Origin of the sequence: Shewanella sp. KCT, assembly GCF_007636505.1 — a bacterium.
In the GTDB taxonomy this organism is placed as follows: domain Bacteria; phylum Pseudomonadota; class Gammaproteobacteria; order Enterobacterales; family Shewanellaceae; genus Shewanella; species Shewanella halotolerans.
Map to the genome: position 1 here is coordinate 141,781 of NZ_LVDJ01000005.1, position 19,589 is coordinate 161,369.

Sequence of the window (19,589 nt, forward strand, 5' to 3'; positions counted from 1 at the left end):
TTCGGCTGGCCTCATCAAGACATTATTGCAACAATCTAATTTCAACAATCTGATTTCAACAACCTAAGATTGGGTACTTATGATTCGATTTGAGCAGGTTAGCAAGGTTTATCCCGGTGGTCAGAAGGCCCTCTCCGACGTAAGTTTTCATCTGAAACGCGGTGAGATGGCATTTTTAACCGGCCACTCCGGGGCGGGCAAGAGTACCCTGCTTAAATTGATCACTGTGATCGAACGGGCCAATGCCGGCCGAGTCGCCATCAATGGCCACGACATTGCTAACATCCGACCCAAGGATGTCCCCTTCCTCCGCCGGGATATCGGCATGATCTTCCAAAACCATCACCTGCTGATGGATCGCAGCGTCTTCGACAATATTGCCCTGCCGCTGGTTATCGAGGGCTTCGCCCTGCATGAGATCAAGAAGCGGGTGCTAGCGGCGCTGGATATGGTGGGTCTGTATGGCAAGGAGCGTCACTATCCCATCATGTTGTCCGGCGGTGAACAGCAACGGGTGGGGATCGCCCGCGCCATCGTCAACAAGCCGCCACTGCTGTTGGCCGATGAGCCTACGGGTAACCTGGATCCTAAGTTGTCCATGGATATTCTGCGTCTGTTTGAAACCTTTAACGATGCCGGCACGACTGTGCTGATCGCCACCCATGATCTGGGCCTGATCGCCAGAATGCGTTATCGCACCCTGACCCTGAAACAGGGGCGTATCCTGGGTGGTGACGAGCTGGCGAGCACTCATACAACTGCCAGCGCCTTCGGCGAATAATTGAGGAGAGTCACATGAGTCAGCAACCTCAATTGGTGCGCAGTAAGCTTCCTATCAGCGGTCGTATCGTGATGTTTTTTATCCGTCATATTCAACATGCCATGGGTAGCATGGGGGAGTTATGGCGAAATCCCGTTTCCTCGCTGATGACCATGGCTGTGCTGGGGGTAAGCCTTAGCCTGCCCGCGGCCCTGCAGGTGTTGGTGAAGAACGCCGAGACCATTACTCAGTCCTGGAACAGCGCCGCCGAGATCTCCCTGTTTATCGACGAGGGACGCAGCGAGCGCAGCATACAGAGCCTCATCAGCCGTATCAGCGCCTACCCTGAGGTGAGCGCCGTCAGCTATATCGACCGCGACAAGGCCCTGGAGGAGTTTCAGCGCCTGTCGGGCTTCGGCGAGGCCTTGGCCTATCTGGATGAGAATCCGTTACCTGCGGTGATCACGGTAACCCCGAGCATCAAGCACGCCAGCCCTAATGGCGCCCGCGAGCTGCTAAAGAAGCTAGAGCTCGAACCTGAGGTAAGCTTTGGTCGCCTAGATATTGAGTGGCTGGAGCGCCTGCAGGCCGTGGTGAGGCTGCTGGAGCGCACCGTGATGGCCATCGCCGCCCTGCTGGTGTTGGCCGTGGTGCTGGTGATAGGTAACACCATACGTCTGGCGATCATGAATCGCCGCACCGAGATCGAGGTGATGAAGCTGGTGGGCGCCACAGAGGCCTTTATTCAGCGTCCCTTCCTCTATACCGGGATCTGGTTTGGGGTGATCGGCGGCGTACTGGCCTGGGTGATCATCAATCTGCTGGTTTGGTATCTGGACGGCGCCCTGGCGAGCCTTCTCGGCCTCTATGGCAGTACGCTGGAGATGCAGTCGCTGACCCTGGTTGAGCTGGGCGAGCTGATACTCTTGGCCTCCTTCCTCGGTTGGTTAGGTTCCTACCTGTCGGTGCGTCAACACCTAAGGGCGATCGAGCCTTCCTAGGGGCTGTGCCACACAGGCTAAGCGGGTATTTATTGCCGTAGAAATAGGCTGGCCTGGGGGCTGGACTCCCGGGAATTTATGAACTAATTTTCACTTGCAATGTCTATAGAATCGGGTGAAATTAAACCCTGTTCAGCTTCGAGTGTTGACATAGACTGTCAGATAGTTAATAGTTCATCAGCTTGTCCCTGGGCGTAATCCCTTTCTTTATACTCCCACGGAATGCTGTCTTCAGACGGCGCTGAGCACCCGAAGCGTTAAATTTAAGCAAGATAAGAAGTTAGGAGCGTTAATGACTAATCAAACGCAATCAATGGCACTAATGGTACCTCAAAGCAGCAGTAGCATAGAGGCTTATATCCATTCTGCGCACAACATTCCTATGTTGGAGGCGAATGAGGAGTATGAGCTGGCGAAACGTCTGCAGGAGACCGGTGACATTCAGGCTGCGAAGCAGTTGATTATGTCTCATCTTCGTTTCGTTATTCATGTCGCCAAAGGTTACGCGGGTTATGGTCTGCCACAGGCGGATCTCATCCAGGAAGGTAACATTGGTCTGATGAAGGCGGTAAAGCGCTTTGATCCCGATGTGGGTGTGCGTCTTGTCTCGTTTGCCGTGCATTGGATTAAAGCCGAGATCCACGAATACGTGCTGAAAAACTGGCGTATCGTTAAGGTCGCGACCACCAAGGCGCAGCGTAAACTGTTCTTCAATCTGCGTAAGGCTAAGAAACGTCTTGGCTGGTTCAGCGATGAAGAGGTGACCATGGTTGCCGAAAACCTGGGCGTCTCGAAGAGCGATGTGACTGAGATGGAATCACGCATGGCGGCGCAGGATCCAGCCTTCGATCTGGCCAGCGACAACGATGACGATCAGGACTATGCCCCGGTGCATTACCTTGAGGATCATTCGTCTGATATCGCCTCTCAGGTCGAAAATGACAACTTCGAAGCCGATAACCAAACTCGTCTTCTGGCGGCCATCAAAACCCTTGATGAGCGTAGCCAGCATATTCTACAGGCGCGTTGGTTAGACGAAGATAAGACCACGCTGCAAGAGCTGGCGGCCACTTATCAAGTTTCTGCCGAGCGTATCAGGCAGCTTGAGAAGAACGCCATGAACAAGCTCAAGGGCCGCATGGAAATGTAACGCCCTAAGGTGAATAACAAAGAATGAAAAAACCTGCTATCAAGCAGGTTTTTTTGTGGCTAATCCATGGCGCTCGGCTACCGCATGTATCACGAGTTTGCGGGGCAACTTGAGTCCCGTCTGCTCGACCTCGGGCCAGGGGAAATAGCGCCGTGGGCGTTTAAAGCGGGCGATATGCTGGCAGAGAAACCCTTCGAGCTTCTCAAACGATGCGACTTCCCCTTTGATGATGGCCACCGGCAGCAGGCCGAACTCCTCATCTGCTACGCCAAACACCAGCGCCTCCTCGATGCCGGGATAGCTTCTCAGCACTGCCTCTATCTCCTCGGGCTGCACGTTTTCGCCGCCACAGATAAACATGTTGTCCGTGCGCCCTAGTATGAGCAGCTCACCCTCGGGCGTGAATCGGCCGCGATCTTGGGTGCAGAACCAGCCATCGTCATCCAGCGGTCTGGCGATGCTATGGGGCGGTTTATCGCCCAGATAACCGAGAAACAGTGTCTCGCCGCGCACATAGATCACCTCATCGATAATATTCAGCTGACGCCCAGGCAGAGGCATGCCGCAACTGCCCTGGGCATTGGCTCTTGCCGTGGTGATCTGCGAGCTCATCTCTGTCATACCGTAGCTGGTAAATGCCGGAATGCCCAGCGGCGTCAGGCGTTCGATCAGCTGCTCATCCATAGCACTACCGCCCAGCAGCAGCGCCTTGAGGCCCTTAAGACTCTCGGGTGCGTCGTTAAGCAATCTCACTAGCTGAGTGGCCACCAGGGAGAGGTGAGTCAGAGGCATTGCCTTAAGCTGCTTTGCCAACGACAGGCCTGGTGCTGGCAGGGTTAGGGCCGCGCCGGCCAAGGCGCAGCGATTGACTATGGCCAGGCCGCCGATATGAAACAGCGGCAGGGAGAGCAGCCAGTTGTCCCCGCAAGCAAGGGGGATCTTCTGGGTCGAGCCCAGGGCACTGGCGATATGATTGTTGAGGCAGTGCACGGCGGCCTTGGGCATGCCGCTGCTGCCCGAGGTGAGTATGATGTTGCAGGGCCGCGCCGTGTCTATCCTGATTTTTTCTACTTTAGTTGCTTCTACTTTGGTTGGTTCGACTTTAGTTGCTTCTGCCTTGGTTGCTTTCTTGCTATCGCGAGTCGTGGTGAGTGACGCCTCGGCGTCTAATGTAAGCGTCAGGCCCGGTTCCGGCAGTAAGGCTTGATAGGCCTCGCCTGCCCAGAAATACTTAAAGCCGTAGCGATCGGCTATTGCGGCGATCTGCGCCTTGGGGAACCTTGGGTTTAACGGGCAGAAGATGGCGCCGAGATCGATACAGGCCCAGTAGAGGATCACCAGTGCCAGAGAGTTTTGGTCGACGCAGGCCAGCTTGTCGCCTGACGTTACGCCTAGATCATGCAGCTGGCGTGCGCACTGTCGTATCCTTTGGGATAGTTGAGCATAGTCGATGGCGCGGTAGCCGCCATCCTGCCAGTGATGCAGGGCGACTTGCCCGGGCGCCTTGGCCGCCATCAGGTGCAGCGGCGAGGTGTCTATGCTTTTCCGGCCAATGTCCTGGCTAGTTTCGTGGCCAATTTCCTTGCTGTGCTTCAAACCGCCTCCCGCAAGACCTGTTTCAGGCAGATCAGGTTTTCCAGCGTCAGGCAGCGACTCTTACCCGTAGATACCAGCAGATCGGCGCTAAAGGCGCTTAGGGTATCCAGTCCTGGCACCTCGTCAGGGGTCAGGGCCTCGCTGAGATCTCTCAGTGCATTGATGCCCAGGCTGGCTTCCAGGCTGGCGCTGAGAATGACCCGCACGCCCGCCTCGTGGGCCTTCTGAGTCAGGGTTTGAAGATTCGCCAGCGAGCCTAAGATCATCGGCTTGACGATGAGGGCGCTAAGCCCCGGCATCATGGTAAATCGGTAGCCTGGGTTACTCAGGGTCTCATCCAAGGCAAATCCTACTCCCAGGGCCTGATACAGGGCCGTGTTGTCGCCCGGGTTTTCACAAGGCTCCTCGATATACTCAATCGCCTCCAATGGCAGACAGGCGAGGAAATCGATAGCTGCTTCCAGGGTGAAGCAGCCGTTGGCGTCCAGCCTTAGCTTGAGATCGGGGCGACGGGCCAGGATGCGATGGATCATGGCAACCTCTTGCTCCATCGAGGTCTGTCCCACCTTGACCTTCACCGCATGAGTCGAGTTTTCCAAGTCATCTATGCGGGCATCCAGCGCCTGGGGCGATTCATCCTGCGCCTGATAGATGAGGGGGATGGTTCGCGCGCCTCGTCTGGCGGCGGGCAATCGGCCCGAGAGTCTGGCGTGAAGCAGCGAAAGGCCAAATGCCAAGGAGGGAAGTTGTGTCTCCTGGGCGAGTCTTGCCAGCTCGTCGACCGGTTGGTTTATCAGCTCATCCAGCAGGGGCATGAGTTGGTCGATCACTTGGTTCAGCGACTCCTGGCTAAAGCCTTTGAGGGGCTGTTCGTCCACATCCTGGCCGCTCAGGGGGGCTATCTCTACCTCATTGGTGACAGATTCGTCCTGCTCGGTTACCGCGCTGGCTCTGAGGACCAGCCCCTGACGGTTATCGATACGCTGCTTGCCCACCGGCAGCAGCTTGTCCAAGGGGATCTGATAGCGATAGAGGCTGAGTTGGCTGAGTATCATGCTTGTATCCTGAGATTAGCGATAAGGGTATCGCAAAAGGCCTCTGGCTGCGCCAGATGCACGTTGTGTCCGGCTTCCGGCACCTTGGTTAGGGATATCCCCTGTCTCGCCTGCCAGGCGCTCGCCAGGGCGAGAAACTTATCGTCCTGCAGGCCGACATAGTAGTGCCAGGGGAGCGCCAGCTCACTGGGTAACTGCGCCAGATTCGCCTGCTGCCCCAGAGAGGTGGGCAGGTAGATGCTGGCCAGCGCCTCGGGACTATTATGGGCCCGCTTCTGGATGAGCCTCTGCCGCTGCGCGTCGCTAAGGGAGGCAAACACCCCCTGCCTGTACCAGAGGGCGAGAAAATCTGTGATGGGCAGAGACAGTAACTTCTGCTGCCAGCGCCTATCCTGCTCCAGCCTCTGGGCTCTTTCTTCGTCATTGCTAAGCCCAGGATGACAAGATTCCAGATGTAGGCTGAGCAGACGCTCGGGCGCCCGTTTTACAAGATGTTGGGCGAGATGCAGGGCGATGCGGCCACCGAGTGAGTAACCCAGCAGATGAAAGCGATTTACCTTTAGCTCGTCCAGTGTCGAGAGGATATGGGTCACGACCCGCTGAAAGCCTGACGAGTCTGGATTGCCTTCGAGCGAAGGGCTGGCGCCATGACCGGGCAGATCCAGGGCGATACAGCAGAAATGGTGACTGAGCCGAGGGAGGATGGCCTGCCAGTCATCTTTATCTCCCAGCAGTCCATGCAATAAGACTAAGACGGGTCTTTGGCTGTCGCCATCGCATCGGTAGGCCAGCATCAGCTTTGCTTGATCCAGGCGGCGAGGCGCTCGATCTGTTCGCTGGCCTGATCCTGCGCCACACAGACCTCGATGACAGAGGCACCCGGGTAGGTGAGGGCATCGTCGTATGCCTCGTTGAAACTAACTATATCCTCGACGCGATTATAGGGCAGGCCGAACATGGCCGCGCCATAGCCAAATTCCAGGCCGTGGGCCAGACGATAATACCCGCTGCGCAGCTTCTCGTCGGGCACGGGCAGCAGGTTGAAGATGTTGCCGCCGTCGTTGTTGAGTATGACGATCACCAGAGTGCCCTGTTGCTTCGCCGCCAACGCCAATGAGTTGAGATCGTGCAGCTGTGACAGATCGCCGATGACAAGCGTGGTCGGGCTGGCCTTGTGGGCCGCTATTCCGCAGGCGGTGGCCAGCAGGCCGTCGATACCCGAGGCGCCGCGGTTGGTAAAGACGCGAGGCGCTAAGGGGGTGATGGGGGCGTACATGTCGTAGAGGCGTACCGGCAGGCTGTTACCGATAAACAGCTGCTGCTCACCGCGTCCGGCGATGGCGCGCACCACCTGGGCCTCACCAAACTCGGCGTCGTCTATCTGCTGCTGGAACAGGGTTGCCAGCTGCTCGTTGGCCTCGATCAGTTGCAGTGCCCAGTTGGCCTCGGAGGATCTCGGCCAGGGCAGTTGAGCAAAGGCGGCAAGTGGGCTTATCCACACCTGCTTGGCGCTATGGCTAGGATCGAGCCGGGTCTGACGCGGCAGCACCTGCCAGTAACGTTTCCATTTCTGCTCGCTAAGATAGTTAATCAGGCGTTTCGACAGCAGACGTCCGCCGAACACCAGCACAGTGTCGGCTTCCTGCAGCAGCGCCTTGGCCTTGGGCTGCAGCAGGAGTTGATCTATGTTGCCGATTGCCGCGCCATGTTGTCTCAGCTGAGACTGGGCGTCGGTCAGCAGCGGCCAGCCGAGCTTCTGCGCCAGTTCGATAAGCTGTTCGGGTTGCTGCTCGGGCGCCAGGGTGCCTGCGATAATCACGCCCTTGCCATGAACGAAGCGCGCCAGGGCATCGGGCGTCGGCGCGCTGATAAGCTGGGCGTCGGCAAACTGGTTATAGGGCAGGGCGCTATGTTGCCAGTTGCCCAGCGGACTGAGGTAGTGGGTGAAATCGGCGCTCATGGAGCCCGGATAGAGGGGCTCCCGGTACATGCAGTTGACGTGTATCGGCCCCTTGGCGTTGGCGATCGACTCATCCAGCAGGGTGAGCAGCGCCTGGGGCGGTATCGCCATATCCGGTGTCGGCAGATTGACCTGTTTGGCATAGTCGGCAAAAATCGCCGGCTGCACGATCGCCTGATTGGCGCCGCAGCCCAGCAGCTCTGGCGGGCGATCGCCGGACAAGACGATTAGCGGTACCTGGGTCAGCCAGGCCTCGACTATGGCTGGATAGAGGTTGGCGACCGCCGTGCCCGAGGTGGTGATGATGGCGACGGGGGCGCGGCTGGCCTTGGCCAGCCCAAGGGCCAGAAAGCCAAGGCCACGCTCATCGAAATGAAGATGCTGCTTGAGCTTGGTCTGTTTGGCCGCCGCCAGGGTGAGTGGGGTCGAGCGAGAGCCGGGCGCCATGCAGACATGTTGCACTCCAAGGCGTGCCAGCTCCTCGAGGATTAGCGAGCCCCAAAGAAGGTTCAATTCGGCGGTTTTTTCAATCTGCATAATGGTTTAACCAATGAAAGAGTTAAACGATAGTCTATCGTTAAGCATATAGTAAAGGAAACCACAGGCCTAAACTGTTACTCATGTTCAGGCATGAGAAATATCCATGTTAGCCGCGGTCGTTAGCCGCGATTATCGATCCATTCGCTCATCACCACATGGGTCTTGAGCTTGATAATGTCGGTCTGGGCGTCGATATATTCGCGGATCTCATGCAGGCGGCGCATGGAGTCGGCCTGCACATAGACCAGGAGATCCATGTCGCCCGTGATGCCGCGGCAGGTGATCACCTCGGGGATAGACTGGAATACATGCACCACGTCGGCGCAGCGGGGACAGCGATGTTGGATCTCGAAGTAGGCGGAGACTCCCTCTTTCTGCGACTCGCTGAGCAAGACCTGATAACCGCGGATGATCCCTGTCTGTTCCAGCTTCTTGATCCGTTCGGAAACCGCGCTGCGCGACAGGCTGACGGCCTCGGCGATGCTGGAAACGCTCTGTCTGGCGTCTTGTCTCAGGGCGTTGATGATGGCCTTATCAAACTTGTCCAAGCTGTCCTCTCTGGTATCTGATCAAATATGTGACCGACAAAGTGTCGGTAAATTGATAAAATTCCGTCAAAGTGTCGGCTCTAATTTGAGTTTCGGCGGAAATCTTTGACAGATTGTTTGACCCGCTAAGTCTATACTATCGCCATAGATAACCCTAACAGAACCTAAGATGGAACATAATCACGGTACTATTGGTCGCTGGCAAGGTGCCGGTCTGATGGCCACCACTTTGCTTGGTACAGGCGTATTTATCCTGCCGGAGATGACGATTGCCACCGCAGGCAGTGGTGCCCTGCTGGCCTGGATATTACTCACCCTGGCGATCATCCCTGTGACCCTGGTATTTGCTCGCCTGGCGGGGGTATTTCCCCATGCCGCCGGCCCAGCCTACTTTGTCGAGAAGGCCTTCGGCCGCACCGCCGGGCGCACGACCGGACTTATCTTCCTCCTGGTGGTGCCAATAGGCACGCCCGCCGCCATCTTGATGACCTTCCAGTTTATCAATGCCCTGGTGCCCCTGGTGGGTTGGCAGCAGTTGATGACCGAGCTGGCGCTGTTGCTACTCCTGCTCGCACTTAACCTCAAGGGAATACAGGTGTCGGCCAAGTTGCAGTTTGCCCTGACCCTGGCCATAGTCTCCGTGGTGGTGATTTTGTTCGGCGCCGGTGGTGCCAAGCTTGGCGATCTCGAACTGGCGGCGCCCCAGGCGGGAAGCGATATGGGACTGGTGATGGCGGCGGCCGGTATCGCCTTCTGGAGTTTTCTCGGTATTGAGGCAATGACCCATCTGGCCAACGACTTTAAGCGTCCGGATAAAGATATGCTGCCGGCGATGATCATAGGCACCATCTTGGTGGGCCTGGTCTATGTCACCTGCACCTTACTCCTGCTGTTTGTGCCTAAGGGTGAAGGGCTCGCCATGGTGACCGCCTTCGATCATCTGCTTGGCGGTTATGGTGCTCAGGTGATAGGAATTCTGGGGATCGCCGGCGGGCTCTCTACGGTCAACGTCTATACCGCCAGTGTGGCGCGGCTTATTTGGAGTTTCAGCCGCGAAGGCGTGCTGCCCAGGTATTTCGACAAGCTCAATCAACACAGGGTGCCGGTACGGGCGCTGGTGGCCGTGCTGATCACCATGGCCACGGTTATCTGCCTGACCTATCTGCTAGGGCAGGAGCTGGAACATCTGATCGCCTGGACCAATGGGGTGTTCGTGCTCATCTATCTGGTTTCCATGCTGGCGGCGGCCAGGCTGCTGAGTAAGCGCTATCTGCCTCTGGTGATCATGGGCGTGGCCTTCTGTCTCGCCATGGCCGTGGCGCTGGGCGCTAACATGCTCTATGCCCTGCTGCTGGTGTCTGTGCTGGCACCGCTACTTTGGTGGCAGAAGACTCACCTGGTGCGTAAGCAGACCTATCCGGCAAGTTGATAAGTAGATTGATGTCCTGCATAGGATACGTTTGATTACAAATTTGTAACCTTTATCCGATGAGAAATGTGTACCCTTGGCTATCTGTCATTAAATGGCTATGAGGGTATAGTGAATATTTCGAGTCGATTATTGAGTTACTTTGTAGGAGGCGTAATGCTAAGCATGGCAGGACAAGTGATTGCCGAGGATACCGCGAAGGCAATTGAAGCAGCTGTGCATCATGAGGCTAGGCTAGAAAGGGACAAGGCGCGTGACGGGAACCGGCATCCAGAAGCTATCTTGAACTTCTTCGAGGTGGCGCCTGGGCAGAGAGTGCTCGATCTCTTCTCCGGTGGTGGCTACTACAGCGAGCTGCTGGCCCGTGTGGTGGGCGAACAGGGTAGTGTGCTGGTACACAATAATCAGGCCTATCTGCCCTTTGCCAAGGAAGATCTGGCCGAGCGTCACTATCAAGAACGTCTGCCCAATGCCGAAGTGATTATCAGCGAAGCCGACGAGCTGCAACTGCCCGCGGCGAGCTTTGACCGCATCTTCTTCATTCTGGGCTTTCACGACACCTATTATCACGAACCAGGTTGGCCGGCCATCGACAGGGAAAGGCTATTGCAGCAGATGTTTACCAGCCTGAAACCCGGCGGTATCGTGGCGATTATCGATCACGACGCCGCACCGGAAAGTGACATCAACACGGCCCATGAGCTGCACCGTCTGGCCAAGAGCCATGTGGTAGATGCCATGGAGGCGGCCGGATTTAAACTGCAAGGGAGTCTGGCTGTGCTGGAAAACCCAGAGGATAAGCTGACGCTGTCGGCCTTCGATGAGGCGGTGCGCGGCAAGACCAGCCGTTACGTGCTTAAGTTTGTGAAGCCCTAGTTGTGAAGCCTTAGCTTTTGAGAGCGAGTTTGAGAGCGAGTTTGAAAGCTGGGTGCTGAGATTGAGAGTAGGCAACCCTAGCGCGTCTTGTTGATGGCGGCGTTTCTCAGCCGAATCAGTTCGCTGTGCTTGAGGTAGAGGAGTTCGGCGGTGCGGCGGATGATCTGATCTTCATAGCGGCACAGGTTGCCATCGGCGTAGGCCAGGGTCCACATGGCAAGGATCAGCTGCTGTTTCTGCTCCAGCGTGCACTGGTCGTTGATCTCCTTGGTAAATTCAAACAGTGAGGTGGCATTGCCCTGCACCTGCCTGGCCTCGGCAATTAGCGCCTGAGCCTCTTGCATGCTCAGCGATAGCGCCGAGGTGAGCAGCTCAGGCAGCAGCGCGGCTTCCTGCTCATCCAGGGTCTGATCGGCGTAGATCACTTCCAGCAGCAGACAAGCGGCGGCCAACTGCAGGTGTTTGGCCTTCTCTTCGGGAGACTCCGTATGTGTCTGGGCGGTGAGAAATTGCTTTAGCTTGGCGATCATCAGGCATACCTTTCAAGACTTGGGTAGAAGTTAGAGTCCCTGGAAAGGACAGAGTTCATCTTGTGTAGATGAACTCTGTTTCATCCAATCTTTAGAGCAGGGCGCCCAGCCCCTGCATCAGCAGATCTGTGGTACCTGCGCCGGCGTTGGCGTCGAGATACCCCTTAACGATATCGACCATAGGCTTAGCCAGTTCCTTGGAGATACCTAGCTTCTCAAAGGAATCATATACCTGGGCGCCACCCTGAAGTGAGCTGCCGAGATCGCCCGCCTTAGAGAGTAGGCCCGACATGCCAGAGTCGCTGTCGAGCTGCGGCGCCGCCGATAGCAGGCCATCTATGCCAGGAATCGCCTCGGCGATAGGGCCGAAGCTGTCGCCGCCAAGGGTCGTCTTCGCCAGCGATAGCAGGCTACCCAGTCCACCTTCCGCCTGGGTCTGGTTGAGACCTAGCTGAGACATCACAGTGCCAACGAGATCGTTGTTTTGAGTCTGGGTGGCGACCTGAGGTGCCTCTTCTTTCTTGGTGAGGTCGTCAAACCAGCCAGCCGATGCCGGGCTGCTGAGCAGTAATGAGCCTAAGATAACCGCGCTGATAGTGGATAATTTCATGAATCGCCATCCCATGGTGATTAAGTGCTAGATAGGCGACCTATTCTAGCCTAGCCTGGCAACAAGTTTGTATCTATTTTTAGACATGTGTTGTGCATTGGCGGCGAAATTTCGGTATCCTGTCGCACTCACAAGTTGGTTTATATCTATCTAATGGAAAGTCACATGTCATTATCAGCGATTTTGACCGAAGCTTATAACTTCTTTCGTAACCATATCCGCCAGTTAGCCGCACTTACCGTGCCTATCTTGTTCCTACAGGTGGGGATTCAGATGTGGTTAGGAATGGAGATCAATAGCGCGGATCTGGAGAATCCCCAGTTTGGCGTGCCCCACATGATCGCTATGATGGTGCTCTTGTTGGTCTTTTCACTGCTTATTGCCGCCCTGACGCTGTTTATGGAGGTGAGATCCCATGGGCATGAGCCGTCGACCGGCATACTGCTCAAGACCAGCCTGAGTTTCGTGCCGCCGCTGCTGCTGGCCGGTGTCTTCTCTGGCCTGGCAATTTTGGCACCTGTGATGCTGTTTGCCGCCTTTGGCCCTATCTGGCTGGTGGGTCTAGTGATCAGCATCTATGTGTTCGCTCGCCTGGCTTATGTGAACTTTATGGTGGTGGTCGAGCGCCTGACGCCGCTGGAAGCGATCAAGGGTAGCTTCAAGTTTAGTGGTCCTATCGCCTTTAAGACCTTGCTGGTGCTCATGCTCTACATTCCGCTGTCGCTCATCGGCGGCACCCTCTCTAGCCTGGCACAATCCGTAGGCTTCCCGCTGGTGCTGGTGGTCGAGGTGCTGGTGGCCTTCTTCGGCCTGTTCGTCAACGTTGCCCTATTCCGCCTCTACATGGTGTCGCGTCCCAGCATAGACGAGCAGGTGTGATCCTAAAGAGCAGCGCCTTTTAAATACAGCACAGACGGAGTCCTCACCTTGCTCAGCGATATCGAACTGGTTAGCCAATTTTCGCACGAACTGGGTGAAGACTACCGTGTGGCCAAGAGCTATGTGCGTGACGTGCCGACCCAGGCACTGCTGCACGTGCGTAGCTTCACCCATAGATTGACCGATAAGCTGGCGGCCTCCCAGCAGCTGGTTTTCGACAGTCCCAACCTCTACGACCGAATCGAACTGCTCAACCGTCAGCGGGTGATCAATGTACGGCTGACCCGCGCCTTGCATAGGCTGCGCAGCGACGGCAACCGTGGGGCCCATCCCGAGAAATATCACCTCACCGCCGAGGCGCTCGAGCAGCTGGCCGAGAAGGCGATCGAACGTCTGGTCAAGCTGGTGGAAGATCTTTATCCGCTGCTCTGCAATGGGCCAGCCCCCGAGTATCGCTTCGAGCCTTTCGATGCCTTCGCCGGGCGGGATCTCTGCTACCGGGCCGTGATGGAAAACGATCCTCAGGCGCAGTATCTGGTGGGCATGTCGCTCAAGACCCGCGCCCTGATGCAGAAGGAGCAGGAGCAGGCCCTGCATGACGAGGCGGAGCAAGAGCTTGACCCTCAGAGTGAGGCCAACTTCAAACAGGCGGCCCACTGGTTTGCTCTGGCGGCGCCCCATCTGCCCGAGGCGAAATATGAACACGGCGTGAGCCTGCTGCACGGCTATGCCGGCAAGGCGGACGTGGCGGCGGGCGAGAGCGCCATCATAGCCGCGGCCAAGGCCGGGGTGGTGAATGCCATGGCCCTGCTGGGCTATTTCTATCTGGTTGGCAGCGAGCAGATCAGCATAGATACTCAGCTAGCCTATCGATACCTGCAGGCAGCGGCGGATCGCGAGCAGTCGGAAGCCATGGCGAACCTGGGGGTGCTCTACTATCAGCAGGCCAACTATGCTCAGGCGTTTCACTATATCTCCAGTGCCGCCCAAGCCGGATTCCCCCATGCCCAGTATCACCTGGCACTCATGTTGGCGCGGGGCGAGGGCTGTGAGGCCGATCCCCTGGCCAGCGAACAGTGGATGGCCGAGGCCGCGGAGCAGGGGCAACTCGACGCCATGCTGCACTGTGCCCAGCAGATGCTCAACAACGAGAACACCCTGGGCAATGACTTCTCTCTGGCCGAGCGTTACCTGAGAGAGGCGGTGAAATATGGCCACAGCGTGCCGGCCATGATAGAGCTGAGCATCGCCCTGGCAGACGGCATATTGGGGCGCATCGACGTTGTGGGCTCGGCGGCGCTGCTGAAGATGGCACGCCAGCGGGGCAATGAACGCGAACGTGAGGTGATAGCCCCGCTGTGGGAGTCGCTGTCTCTGCAGATCGATAAGGTCTTGAGCGTCACCCAAGACGCCGAGGAGCAGAGAGCCCTGCAGCGCGCTCGGGAACTGTTGAGCGATCCTGTCTAATAGTCAACAATTATTGCATACAATATGCATTTGTGGCTAAATGTGCGCCTCTGTTCTCAGTCGGTGTGGAGTCGCCTTGTCACAAATCCAACCTATTCGCTGTCATTTCTGCCTGCAGACACCTTGTTTGACGCGGTGCGCCGAGCACGACGACAAGCTCAACCAACATGCCGCAGAATACGTCAAGCTGGTGTTGGCCATAGGCCATCATGAGGCCCTCTATGTGGATGCCTATTATGGTCCCGCCCAGTGGCAGGCCGAAGCCTCAAACCTGCCCCTGCCAGAGCTGGCTTCGCGCTGCGCCTTACTTATGGCAGGGCTCGTTAATGCCGGTCAGGGCCTGCCCTGTCAGCTCCTTAGAGATCGTCATGGCTTCCTGAGCAAGCAGCTCGGCTCAGTAGGGAGTTACTTGAAGTGCCTGATGGGTCATACGTTTAGTTTCGATGCCGAGTCGCACCTACTCTACGATACCCTGGCGCCCAAATTGAATCTGAGTGACTTCAGTGAGGTGCTCGCAAGCATCGATAGCCTGCTGCCCGGAGAGGGGAGTCTGACTAAGCGGTTTGACGCCTACCGGAGCCAGTTTATCGTGCCAGCCGACAGAGTGCCTCAGGTGTTTACCGCCGCGGTGGAGCAGGCAAGGCTGTTGACAAAGCGCCATCTGGCCCTGCCGGAAGGGGAGCAGTTCAGGGTCGAGTTCGTCAAAGATCAGATCTGGACCGCCTATAACTGGTATCAGGGGAATTACGCCAGCCTGATCCAGCTCAATCAAGATCATCCCCTGCATCTTGAGCGCGCCCTGGAGTTGGCCAGTCACGAGGGGTATCCGGGCCATCACGTGTTTAACCTGCTGCAGGAGCGTGAACTGGTGAAGGGGCTTGGCTGGTGGGAATATGCCATCTATCCCCTCTATAGTCCCATCTCGTTTCTCTCCGAGGGCAGCGCTAACTATGGCCTGTCGCTGCTGATGTCCAAGGAGGAGAGAATCGATTTCGAGCAGCGGGTGTTGATGCCCATGGCGGGCATAGAGGGGGATCTGCAGCATTATCATGAGGTGATGGAAGCCTATAAAGTCCTGGCTAATCTGGATACGCTGGTGTGCAGGCAATTGATCGATGGTGAGATTCAGGCTGATGAGGCTGCGCAGTTACTGGTTGAGTTTGCCCTCTACACACCAGAAAAGGCGGCGCAGCGGGTGCGTTTCTATCAGGCTAATCGTAGCTATGTGCTCAACTATCACCATGGTGAGGCGAGCATCGGGGAGTATGTTACAAATCAGGCCCGTGATAACGCACAGGCCTGGGAAGTGTTTGCCGCTCTACTGGCAAGGCCAAGGGCGGCGAGCGGGATTATTCGTTAGGGTCGTGCTCGAAGGTGCGACCCTGACGTGGGGCTTGGGTCTTGCCAAAGGGCGAAGCGGTCTCAAGCGACTGCCGCGAAAACCCCTTGTGGTCAAAACCTTGCGTCTGTCCGCCGAAGGCGGCATTCCCCTGCTGGCGGAACTTGGCCAGCTGGCGCTTAAGAAAGACCCGGCCAAACAGGCTCAGGATGATGAAGCTTAAGGCGCCGACAAGAATGACAAAGGGAAGCGCTAGCAAGACCAATGTCATCACAACTAAACCGATAGCGAAGGCCATCCAGCCTTTAGTGCCCGAGAACCTATGCTGGAAAGGCGTCTGTTGAAATTGATGATAAATCATAGTTTCTCCTTCATGGCGATGGCTCGATTGTGCCCATATTCGCCCCACGAGATCACGTTAAATTCGTTTAATCTTCTTCGTAAACTGTTACTAAATGTCTCGGTGGCGGCAGAAACTTATCTTAACTGCCATAAGGTTAACCTAAGCTGAACCGGATGCCGATAACGCATCTTCGGGCTGGTTGACCGCCTGGGCGACGCGCTTGCAGATGGTCTCGCGGATCCACTTGTGCCCGGGTTCGTCATCATTGCGCTCGTGCCATAGCAGTACATAGGCCAGGGAGTGGAAGTCGAACGGCAGCGGCAGCTCCTCCAGCGCGTAGAGCTTGCGGGCGTGGGCGGCGAAGCTCGAGGGAACTGTAAAGATAAGATCGCTATGGGCGCAGACGCTGGCGGCGCCATAGAAGTCGGGCACTGTGGTGCTCAGGTGACGTCGCTGCCCAGATTTCGCCAGAAAATAGTCCAGCGCCCACCACTCGTTGCCCTCGCAGCGCACCTGCACATGGGACATTTCCAGATAGATGTCGAGATCCCACTGATGATTACGGATGGCCGGCAGCATGGGGTGGCCTTGGCGCACCAGGCAGACCTGATGATCGGTAAACAGCGTCTGGTGAGCGATCCCTTCCGGCAGCCTGTCGATGATGAGATCCGACTGTGGGTTGATGTCTCTGCCCGTGATGCCGAAATCTATCTGGCCCTTCTGCAGGGAGGAGAGAGACTTCTCCGTCCACAGGTAGGAGTCTAGCCTGAGATTGGGGGCGTTGTTGAGCAAAGGGCCGATGAAGTAGGGGATCAGCGTCTCATAGGCACTCTCCACCATGGCGAAGGAGAACTGGCGTCTGCTGCTGGCGGGATTGAAGCTAGGCGGTTGAGTCAGCAGGTAGAGTCCCTGCAACATGTCAGGCAGCTGCTGGCCAAGCAGGGCGGCGTGGGCCGTGGGCTTGAGGCCGTGGGCGGTGCGGATAAACAGGGGATCCCCCAGGGTATCGCGCAGCCGGTTGAGGCTCTTGCTCAGGGCAGATTGACTCAGATGCAGACGGCTGGCGGCGCGGGTTACGCTGCGCTCCTCAAGTAACACCTGCAACATCACCAGTAGATTGAGGTCGATACGCGCCAAGTTGTCGAGATTCATAGATATTCCTTACAGGAAACTAGCTTTTGAAATTATACCATTTCTGTTCATAACTTGGCTGGTCTAAAATAAGCATCATTACCTTTACCCCTACATAAAATTAGAGAAATATGCGTCGGAACCTGTTACCCATACTCATGTTGATGGTGGTCTTGAGCCCATTAGCCATCGACATCTATCTGCCCTCTATGCCCGTGATGGCGGCCGAATTTGCAGTGTCGGCCAGTCAGGTGCAGTCGACGCTGGTGCTGTTTCTGTTTGCCATGGGTGTCGGTCAGGTGCTGATCGGCCCGCTGGCGGATCGTTACGGTCGTCGTCCTATCGCGCTGGGTGGTCTGCTGCTCTATATCGCCAGCAGCCTGTTGGCTGCGGTGGCGATGGAGTTTCAATGGCTGCAACTGGCGCGAGTGCTGCAGGGGCTGGCAGCATGCTCAACCTCTATCGTGGTATTTAGTGCCGTCAGAGACTGTTTCACTCCTAAAGAGGGCGCCCGCTACTACAGCTATCTTAACGGTGTGATCTGCGTGATCCCTGCTCTGGCGCCGACTCTGGGCGGCCTGCTGGCGCTGCAATTTGGCTGGCGATCCACCTTCGTGTTTATGACACTGTACGCCATCATCATAATGATCATCGTCGGCTATCGTCTGCCAGAGACGCGTCCGGCCAACACGGTTACCGAAGGGCCGCTCTATCGCTGGTCGCGTTATAAGCCTGTGTTGATGGACCCGCACTTTATGTTTTATGCCTTCGCCTGTATGGCGGGCATGGCGGCGATTCTTGCTTATGTCTCTTACTCGCCCGTGTGGCTTATCGAGACCATAGGCGTGTCCGAGCTGACCTTTAGCGGCCTGTTCGGTCTCAATGCCCTGGTGAATATCGGCGCCTGTTTCGCTGCGCCTGTGGTGATTCAGAAGCTGGGGAACCGCCCGACCGTTATCGTCGCCCTGAGCGCCATGTTGGTTTCGGCACTGCTACAGTTTGCGGTGCAGTGGGCAGGGCCACAGACAGGACTCGCGGCTGCTTTCGGCTTCATGCTGCCTATGATGCTCTTGTGTATCGGTTTCGCCCTGCTGCTTGGTCCGGCGACCAGCATGGCCCTGGCGGGCTTTGGCGAGCGTGCCGGTACGGCGACCGCCATGCTTGGCTTCATTCAGATGAGCGGCGCCTCGATTCTGGCGGGTCTGGTGCAGCAGACCTCGCTGACCGCTCCCTACGCCGTGGTCGTCGTCATGGGTGGCCTGGCGAGCCTGCTGCTGGTTGCCATGAACATGAGTCGATTAGACACCTGGCACCAGGAGCGTCACGCCCATTGATAGGCGCAACCTAATCCATTAGCAACACCCTTTTAGCCTGCATTAGTGACCTCAATGCAGGCTTTTTTTGGGCTGACGTTAGAAGCGGGCGTTTACCCCAATACCGATAAGGAACTCATCTGCTAAATCTTCATCGGAAAATCGCTTAACCCCGGCGAAGTTAGCGGCGAAGTTGTTGGAGATTTGCCACCAATATTTCGTCGACAGGCTAAACAGGTTGATGCTGTCATCATAGGTCTGTGTGTTAACTGCATTATCTTGGGTAGGCCACTGGATTTTTGCATCGCTATTGAACCAGCTATAACCGGCGCCAACGGACCAGGCCGGGGTGATATACCAGTCGGCGCTCAGGCTCACGTGAGTCGTGTCATTTTCATAGCGACTCTCTATCGATTGGGAAGGTATGACACTGCTGCTTTCTAGTTTGCCATATTCGATCTGGGCCTTTAGATCTAAGCCTGTGGTCGATTGCAGCGGGAAGTAGGTACGGATATGAGCGCCATAGAGACTATTGTCTAGATCGTAATTAACGACTTCCTCTGTGCTCAGGCTCCAAGAATCTGAGTTACCTTGATACTGGTAATAGATGGCGACTTCGGAGCTGTCGTTAAAATAGTAGCCAAAGTTGACGCCATAGCCGGTTTGATCTTCATCCCTCGGCACCGCAATAAAGTCTTCTTGATCTACATCGAGATAGAGATAATTTGCACCTATGAACCATTTGGAGTCCATCACATATCGACCATCCACTGTGTAGCGAACCGTATCGTCATAGGCGTTTTCCTGAGCATACATACCGCCTAGATAGGAGGATTGCGCCAGGAATCCCGCCAGTGCATGGGGGGCATTGCTATTCTCCACAGGTTTAAAATAGAAGCGGTAGTCAAGGTTCCAGACACCGTCTTCGAAGTGATCTGTGTCGGTGCCGAAGCTCACATTGGCTTCATGTTGAAAGGTATTAACGGCTTCACCGGCAAACGCCTGTGTCGTTAACCCTAGGAGGAGAGGGAGTGTGAGTAGCTGTTTTTTCATGTTCTTCTT

19 protein-coding genes are annotated in these 19,589 nt (G+C 56.4%); 9 read left to right on the top strand and 10 right to left on the bottom strand.

Annotated elements, in window-relative coordinates:
* Positions 1–79 precede the first annotated feature (79 nt).
* The 3 genes from ftsE to rpoH all read left to right on the top strand — a co-directional run bounded on the left by ftsE (position 80) and on the right by rpoH (position 2,911).
* Positions 80–781, top strand: coding sequence for a cell division ATP-binding protein FtsE (gene ftsE, locus AYI87_RS09210; RefSeq protein ID WP_144201448.1), 702 nt, complete (start codon positions 80–82; stop codon positions 779–781).
* A 14-nt stretch (positions 782–795) separates the two neighbouring features.
* Positions 796–1,761 (top strand): permease-like cell division protein FtsX, encoded by a 966-nt coding sequence (ftsX, locus tag AYI87_RS09215; RefSeq protein ID WP_144201450.1) that lies wholly within the window; start codon positions 796–798, stop codon positions 1,759–1,761.
* Positions 1,762–2,053: 292 nt separating this feature from the next.
* Positions 2,054–2,911: an RNA polymerase sigma factor RpoH gene (rpoH, locus tag AYI87_RS09220; RefSeq protein ID WP_144201452.1), complete on the top strand. Its 858-nt coding sequence runs from the start codon at positions 2,054–2,056 to the stop codon at positions 2,909–2,911.
* 39 nt (positions 2,912–2,950) lie between these two features.
* Here rpoH and menE read toward each other — a convergent pair whose 3' ends face one another.
* The 5 genes from menE to AYI87_RS09245 all read right to left on the bottom strand — a co-directional run bounded on the left by menE (position 2,951) and on the right by AYI87_RS09245 (position 8,610).
* Complete coding sequence (gene menE / locus AYI87_RS09225) at positions 2,951–4,507, bottom strand: o-succinylbenzoate--CoA ligase (RefSeq protein ID WP_144201454.1); 1,557 nt, start codon at positions 4,505–4,507, stop codon at positions 2,951–2,953.
* Complete coding sequence (gene menC, locus AYI87_RS09230) at positions 4,504–5,562, bottom strand: o-succinylbenzoate synthase (RefSeq protein WP_144201456.1); 1,059 nt, start codon at positions 5,560–5,562, stop codon at positions 4,504–4,506. Before menC ends, menE begins: the two co-directional genes overlap by 4 nt.
* Positions 5,559–6,356, bottom strand: coding sequence for a 2-succinyl-6-hydroxy-2,4-cyclohexadiene-1-carboxylate synthase (gene menH / locus AYI87_RS09235; protein ID WP_144201458.1), 798 nt, complete (start codon positions 6,354–6,356; stop codon positions 5,559–5,561). The genes menC and menH overlap by 4 nt, the downstream gene beginning before the upstream one ends.
* Positions 6,356–8,059: a 2-succinyl-5-enolpyruvyl-6-hydroxy-3-cyclohexene-1-carboxylic-acid synthase gene (gene menD, locus AYI87_RS09240; RefSeq protein ID WP_144201460.1), complete on the bottom strand. Its 1,704-nt coding sequence runs from the start codon at positions 8,057–8,059 to the stop codon at positions 6,356–6,358. Before menD ends, menH begins: the two co-directional genes overlap by 1 nt.
* A 122-nt stretch (positions 8,060–8,181) precedes the next feature.
* A complete protein-coding gene (locus tag AYI87_RS09245) occupies positions 8,182–8,610 on the bottom strand; it encodes an Lrp/AsnC family transcriptional regulator (RefSeq protein WP_144201461.1) in 429 nt (142 codons plus the stop codon).
* A gap of 169 nt (positions 8,611–8,779) precedes the next feature.
* On the opposite strand from AYI87_RS09245, the gene yjeH reads away from it, so the two are divergent.
* The gene (yjeH, locus tag AYI87_RS09250; protein ID WP_144201463.1) at positions 8,780–10,039 is read left to right on the top strand and encodes an L-methionine/branched-chain amino acid transporter; all 1,260 of its coding nucleotides are present in this window, start codon (positions 8,780–8,782) and stop codon (positions 10,037–10,039) included.
* 156 nt (positions 10,040–10,195) lie between these two features.
* Positions 10,196–10,915 carry a class I SAM-dependent methyltransferase gene (locus AYI87_RS09255; RefSeq protein ID WP_144201465.1) on the top strand — a complete coding sequence of 240 codons (720 nt, stop codon included), beginning with the start codon at positions 10,196–10,198 and terminating at the stop codon, positions 10,913–10,915.
* Between the two features lie 77 nt (positions 10,916–10,992).
* Here the strand turns inward: AYI87_RS09255 and AYI87_RS09260 are convergent, their stop codons facing one another.
* Both AYI87_RS09260 and AYI87_RS09265 read right to left on the bottom strand, forming a co-directional pair.
* Positions 10,993–11,445: a TerB family tellurite resistance protein gene (locus AYI87_RS09260; RefSeq protein WP_144201467.1), complete on the bottom strand. Its 453-nt coding sequence runs from the start codon at positions 11,443–11,445 to the stop codon at positions 10,993–10,995.
* Positions 11,446–11,536: 91 nt separating this feature from the next.
* The gene (locus AYI87_RS09265; RefSeq protein ID WP_011867388.1) at positions 11,537–12,055 is read right to left on the bottom strand and encodes a DUF2780 domain-containing protein; all 519 of its coding nucleotides are present in this window, start codon (positions 12,053–12,055) and stop codon (positions 11,537–11,539) included.
* Positions 12,056–12,220: 165 nt separating this feature from the next.
* On the opposite strand from AYI87_RS09265, the gene AYI87_RS09270 reads away from it, so the two are divergent.
* The 3 genes from AYI87_RS09270 (at position 12,221) to AYI87_RS09280 (ending at position 15,761) form a co-directional block, all read left to right on the top strand.
* Positions 12,221–12,934, top strand: a complete 714-nt coding sequence (locus tag AYI87_RS09270; RefSeq protein ID WP_041406790.1) for a hypothetical protein — start codon at positions 12,221–12,223, stop codon at positions 12,932–12,934.
* Between the two features lie 48 nt (positions 12,935–12,982).
* A complete protein-coding gene (locus tag AYI87_RS09275) occupies positions 12,983–14,401 on the top strand; it encodes a tetratricopeptide repeat protein (protein WP_144201469.1) in 1,419 nt (472 codons plus the stop codon).
* A gap of 76 nt (positions 14,402–14,477) precedes the next feature.
* Entirely contained in the window at positions 14,478–15,761 is a 1,284-nt protein-coding gene (locus AYI87_RS09280; RefSeq protein ID WP_260865113.1) for a hypothetical protein, read from the top strand.
* On the opposite strand, the gene AYI87_RS09285 is transcribed toward AYI87_RS09280, so the two are convergent.
* Together AYI87_RS09285 and AYI87_RS09290 are read right to left on the bottom strand one after the other, a co-directional pair.
* On the bottom strand, positions 15,751–16,101 hold the full coding sequence (locus AYI87_RS09285) for a hypothetical protein (RefSeq protein WP_144201473.1): 351 nt from the start codon (positions 16,099–16,101) through the stop codon (positions 15,751–15,753). The two genes, AYI87_RS09280 and AYI87_RS09285, sit on opposite strands and share 11 nt — an antisense overlap.
* Positions 16,102–16,242: 141 nt before the next feature.
* Positions 16,243–17,235, bottom strand: coding sequence for a LysR substrate-binding domain-containing protein (locus AYI87_RS09290; protein WP_144201475.1), 993 nt, complete (start codon positions 17,233–17,235; stop codon positions 16,243–16,245).
* Between the two features lie 110 nt (positions 17,236–17,345).
* On the opposite strand from AYI87_RS09290, the gene AYI87_RS09295 reads away from it, so the two are divergent.
* Complete coding sequence (locus AYI87_RS09295; protein ID WP_144201477.1) at positions 17,346–18,548, top strand: multidrug effflux MFS transporter; 1,203 nt, start codon at positions 17,346–17,348, stop codon at positions 18,546–18,548.
* Between the two features lie 78 nt (positions 18,549–18,626).
* Here the strand turns inward: AYI87_RS09295 and AYI87_RS09300 are convergent, their stop codons facing one another.
* The gene (locus tag AYI87_RS09300; RefSeq protein ID WP_144201479.1) at positions 18,627–19,580 is read right to left on the bottom strand and encodes a putative porin; all 954 of its coding nucleotides are present in this window, start codon (positions 19,578–19,580) and stop codon (positions 18,627–18,629) included.
* Positions 19,581–19,589: the final 9 nt, after the last annotated feature.

Excerpts from the sequence above, each read along its gene's own strand:
- ftsE (WP_144201448.1), top strand. The coding sequence starts at position 80 with ATGATTCGATTTGAGCAGGTTAGCAAGGTTTATCCCGGTGGTCAGAAG.
- ftsX (WP_144201450.1), top strand. The coding sequence starts at position 796 with ATGAGTCAGCAACCTCAATTGGTGCGCAGTAAGCTTCCTATCAGCGGT.
- rpoH (WP_144201452.1), top strand. The coding sequence starts at position 2,054 with ATGACTAATCAAACGCAATCAATGGCACTAATGGTACCTCAAAGCAGC.
- menC (WP_144201456.1), bottom strand. The coding sequence starts at position 5,562 with ATGATACTCAGCCAACTCAGCCTCTATCGCTATCAGATCCCCTTGGAC.
- menH (WP_144201458.1), bottom strand. The coding sequence starts at position 6,356 with ATGCTGGCCTACCGATGCGATGGCGACAGCCAAAGACCCGTCTTAGTC.
- menD (WP_144201460.1), bottom strand. The coding sequence starts at position 8,059 with ATGCAGATTGAAAAAACCGCCGAATTGAACCTTCTTTGGGGCTCGCTA.
- yjeH (WP_144201463.1), top strand. The coding sequence starts at position 8,780 with ATGGAACATAATCACGGTACTATTGGTCGCTGGCAAGGTGCCGGTCTG.
- AYI87_RS09255 (WP_144201465.1), top strand. The coding sequence starts at position 10,196 with ATGCTAAGCATGGCAGGACAAGTGATTGCCGAGGATACCGCGAAGGCA.
- AYI87_RS09260 (WP_144201467.1), bottom strand. The coding sequence starts at position 11,445 with ATGATCGCCAAGCTAAAGCAATTTCTCACCGCCCAGACACATACGGAG.
- AYI87_RS09265 (WP_011867388.1), bottom strand. The coding sequence starts at position 12,055 with ATGAAATTATCCACTATCAGCGCGGTTATCTTAGGCTCATTACTGCTC.
- AYI87_RS09270 (WP_041406790.1), top strand. The coding sequence starts at position 12,221 with ATGTCATTATCAGCGATTTTGACCGAAGCTTATAACTTCTTTCGTAAC.
- AYI87_RS09285 (WP_144201473.1), bottom strand. The coding sequence starts at position 16,101 with ATGATTTATCATCAATTTCAACAGACGCCTTTCCAGCATAGGTTCTCG.
- AYI87_RS09290 (WP_144201475.1), bottom strand. The coding sequence starts at position 17,235 with ATGAATCTCGACAACTTGGCGCGTATCGACCTCAATCTACTGGTGATG.
- AYI87_RS09295 (WP_144201477.1), top strand. The coding sequence starts at position 17,346 with ATGCGTCGGAACCTGTTACCCATACTCATGTTGATGGTGGTCTTGAGC.
- AYI87_RS09300 (WP_144201479.1), bottom strand. The coding sequence starts at position 19,580 with ATGAAAAAACAGCTACTCACACTCCCTCTCCTCCTAGGGTTAACGACA.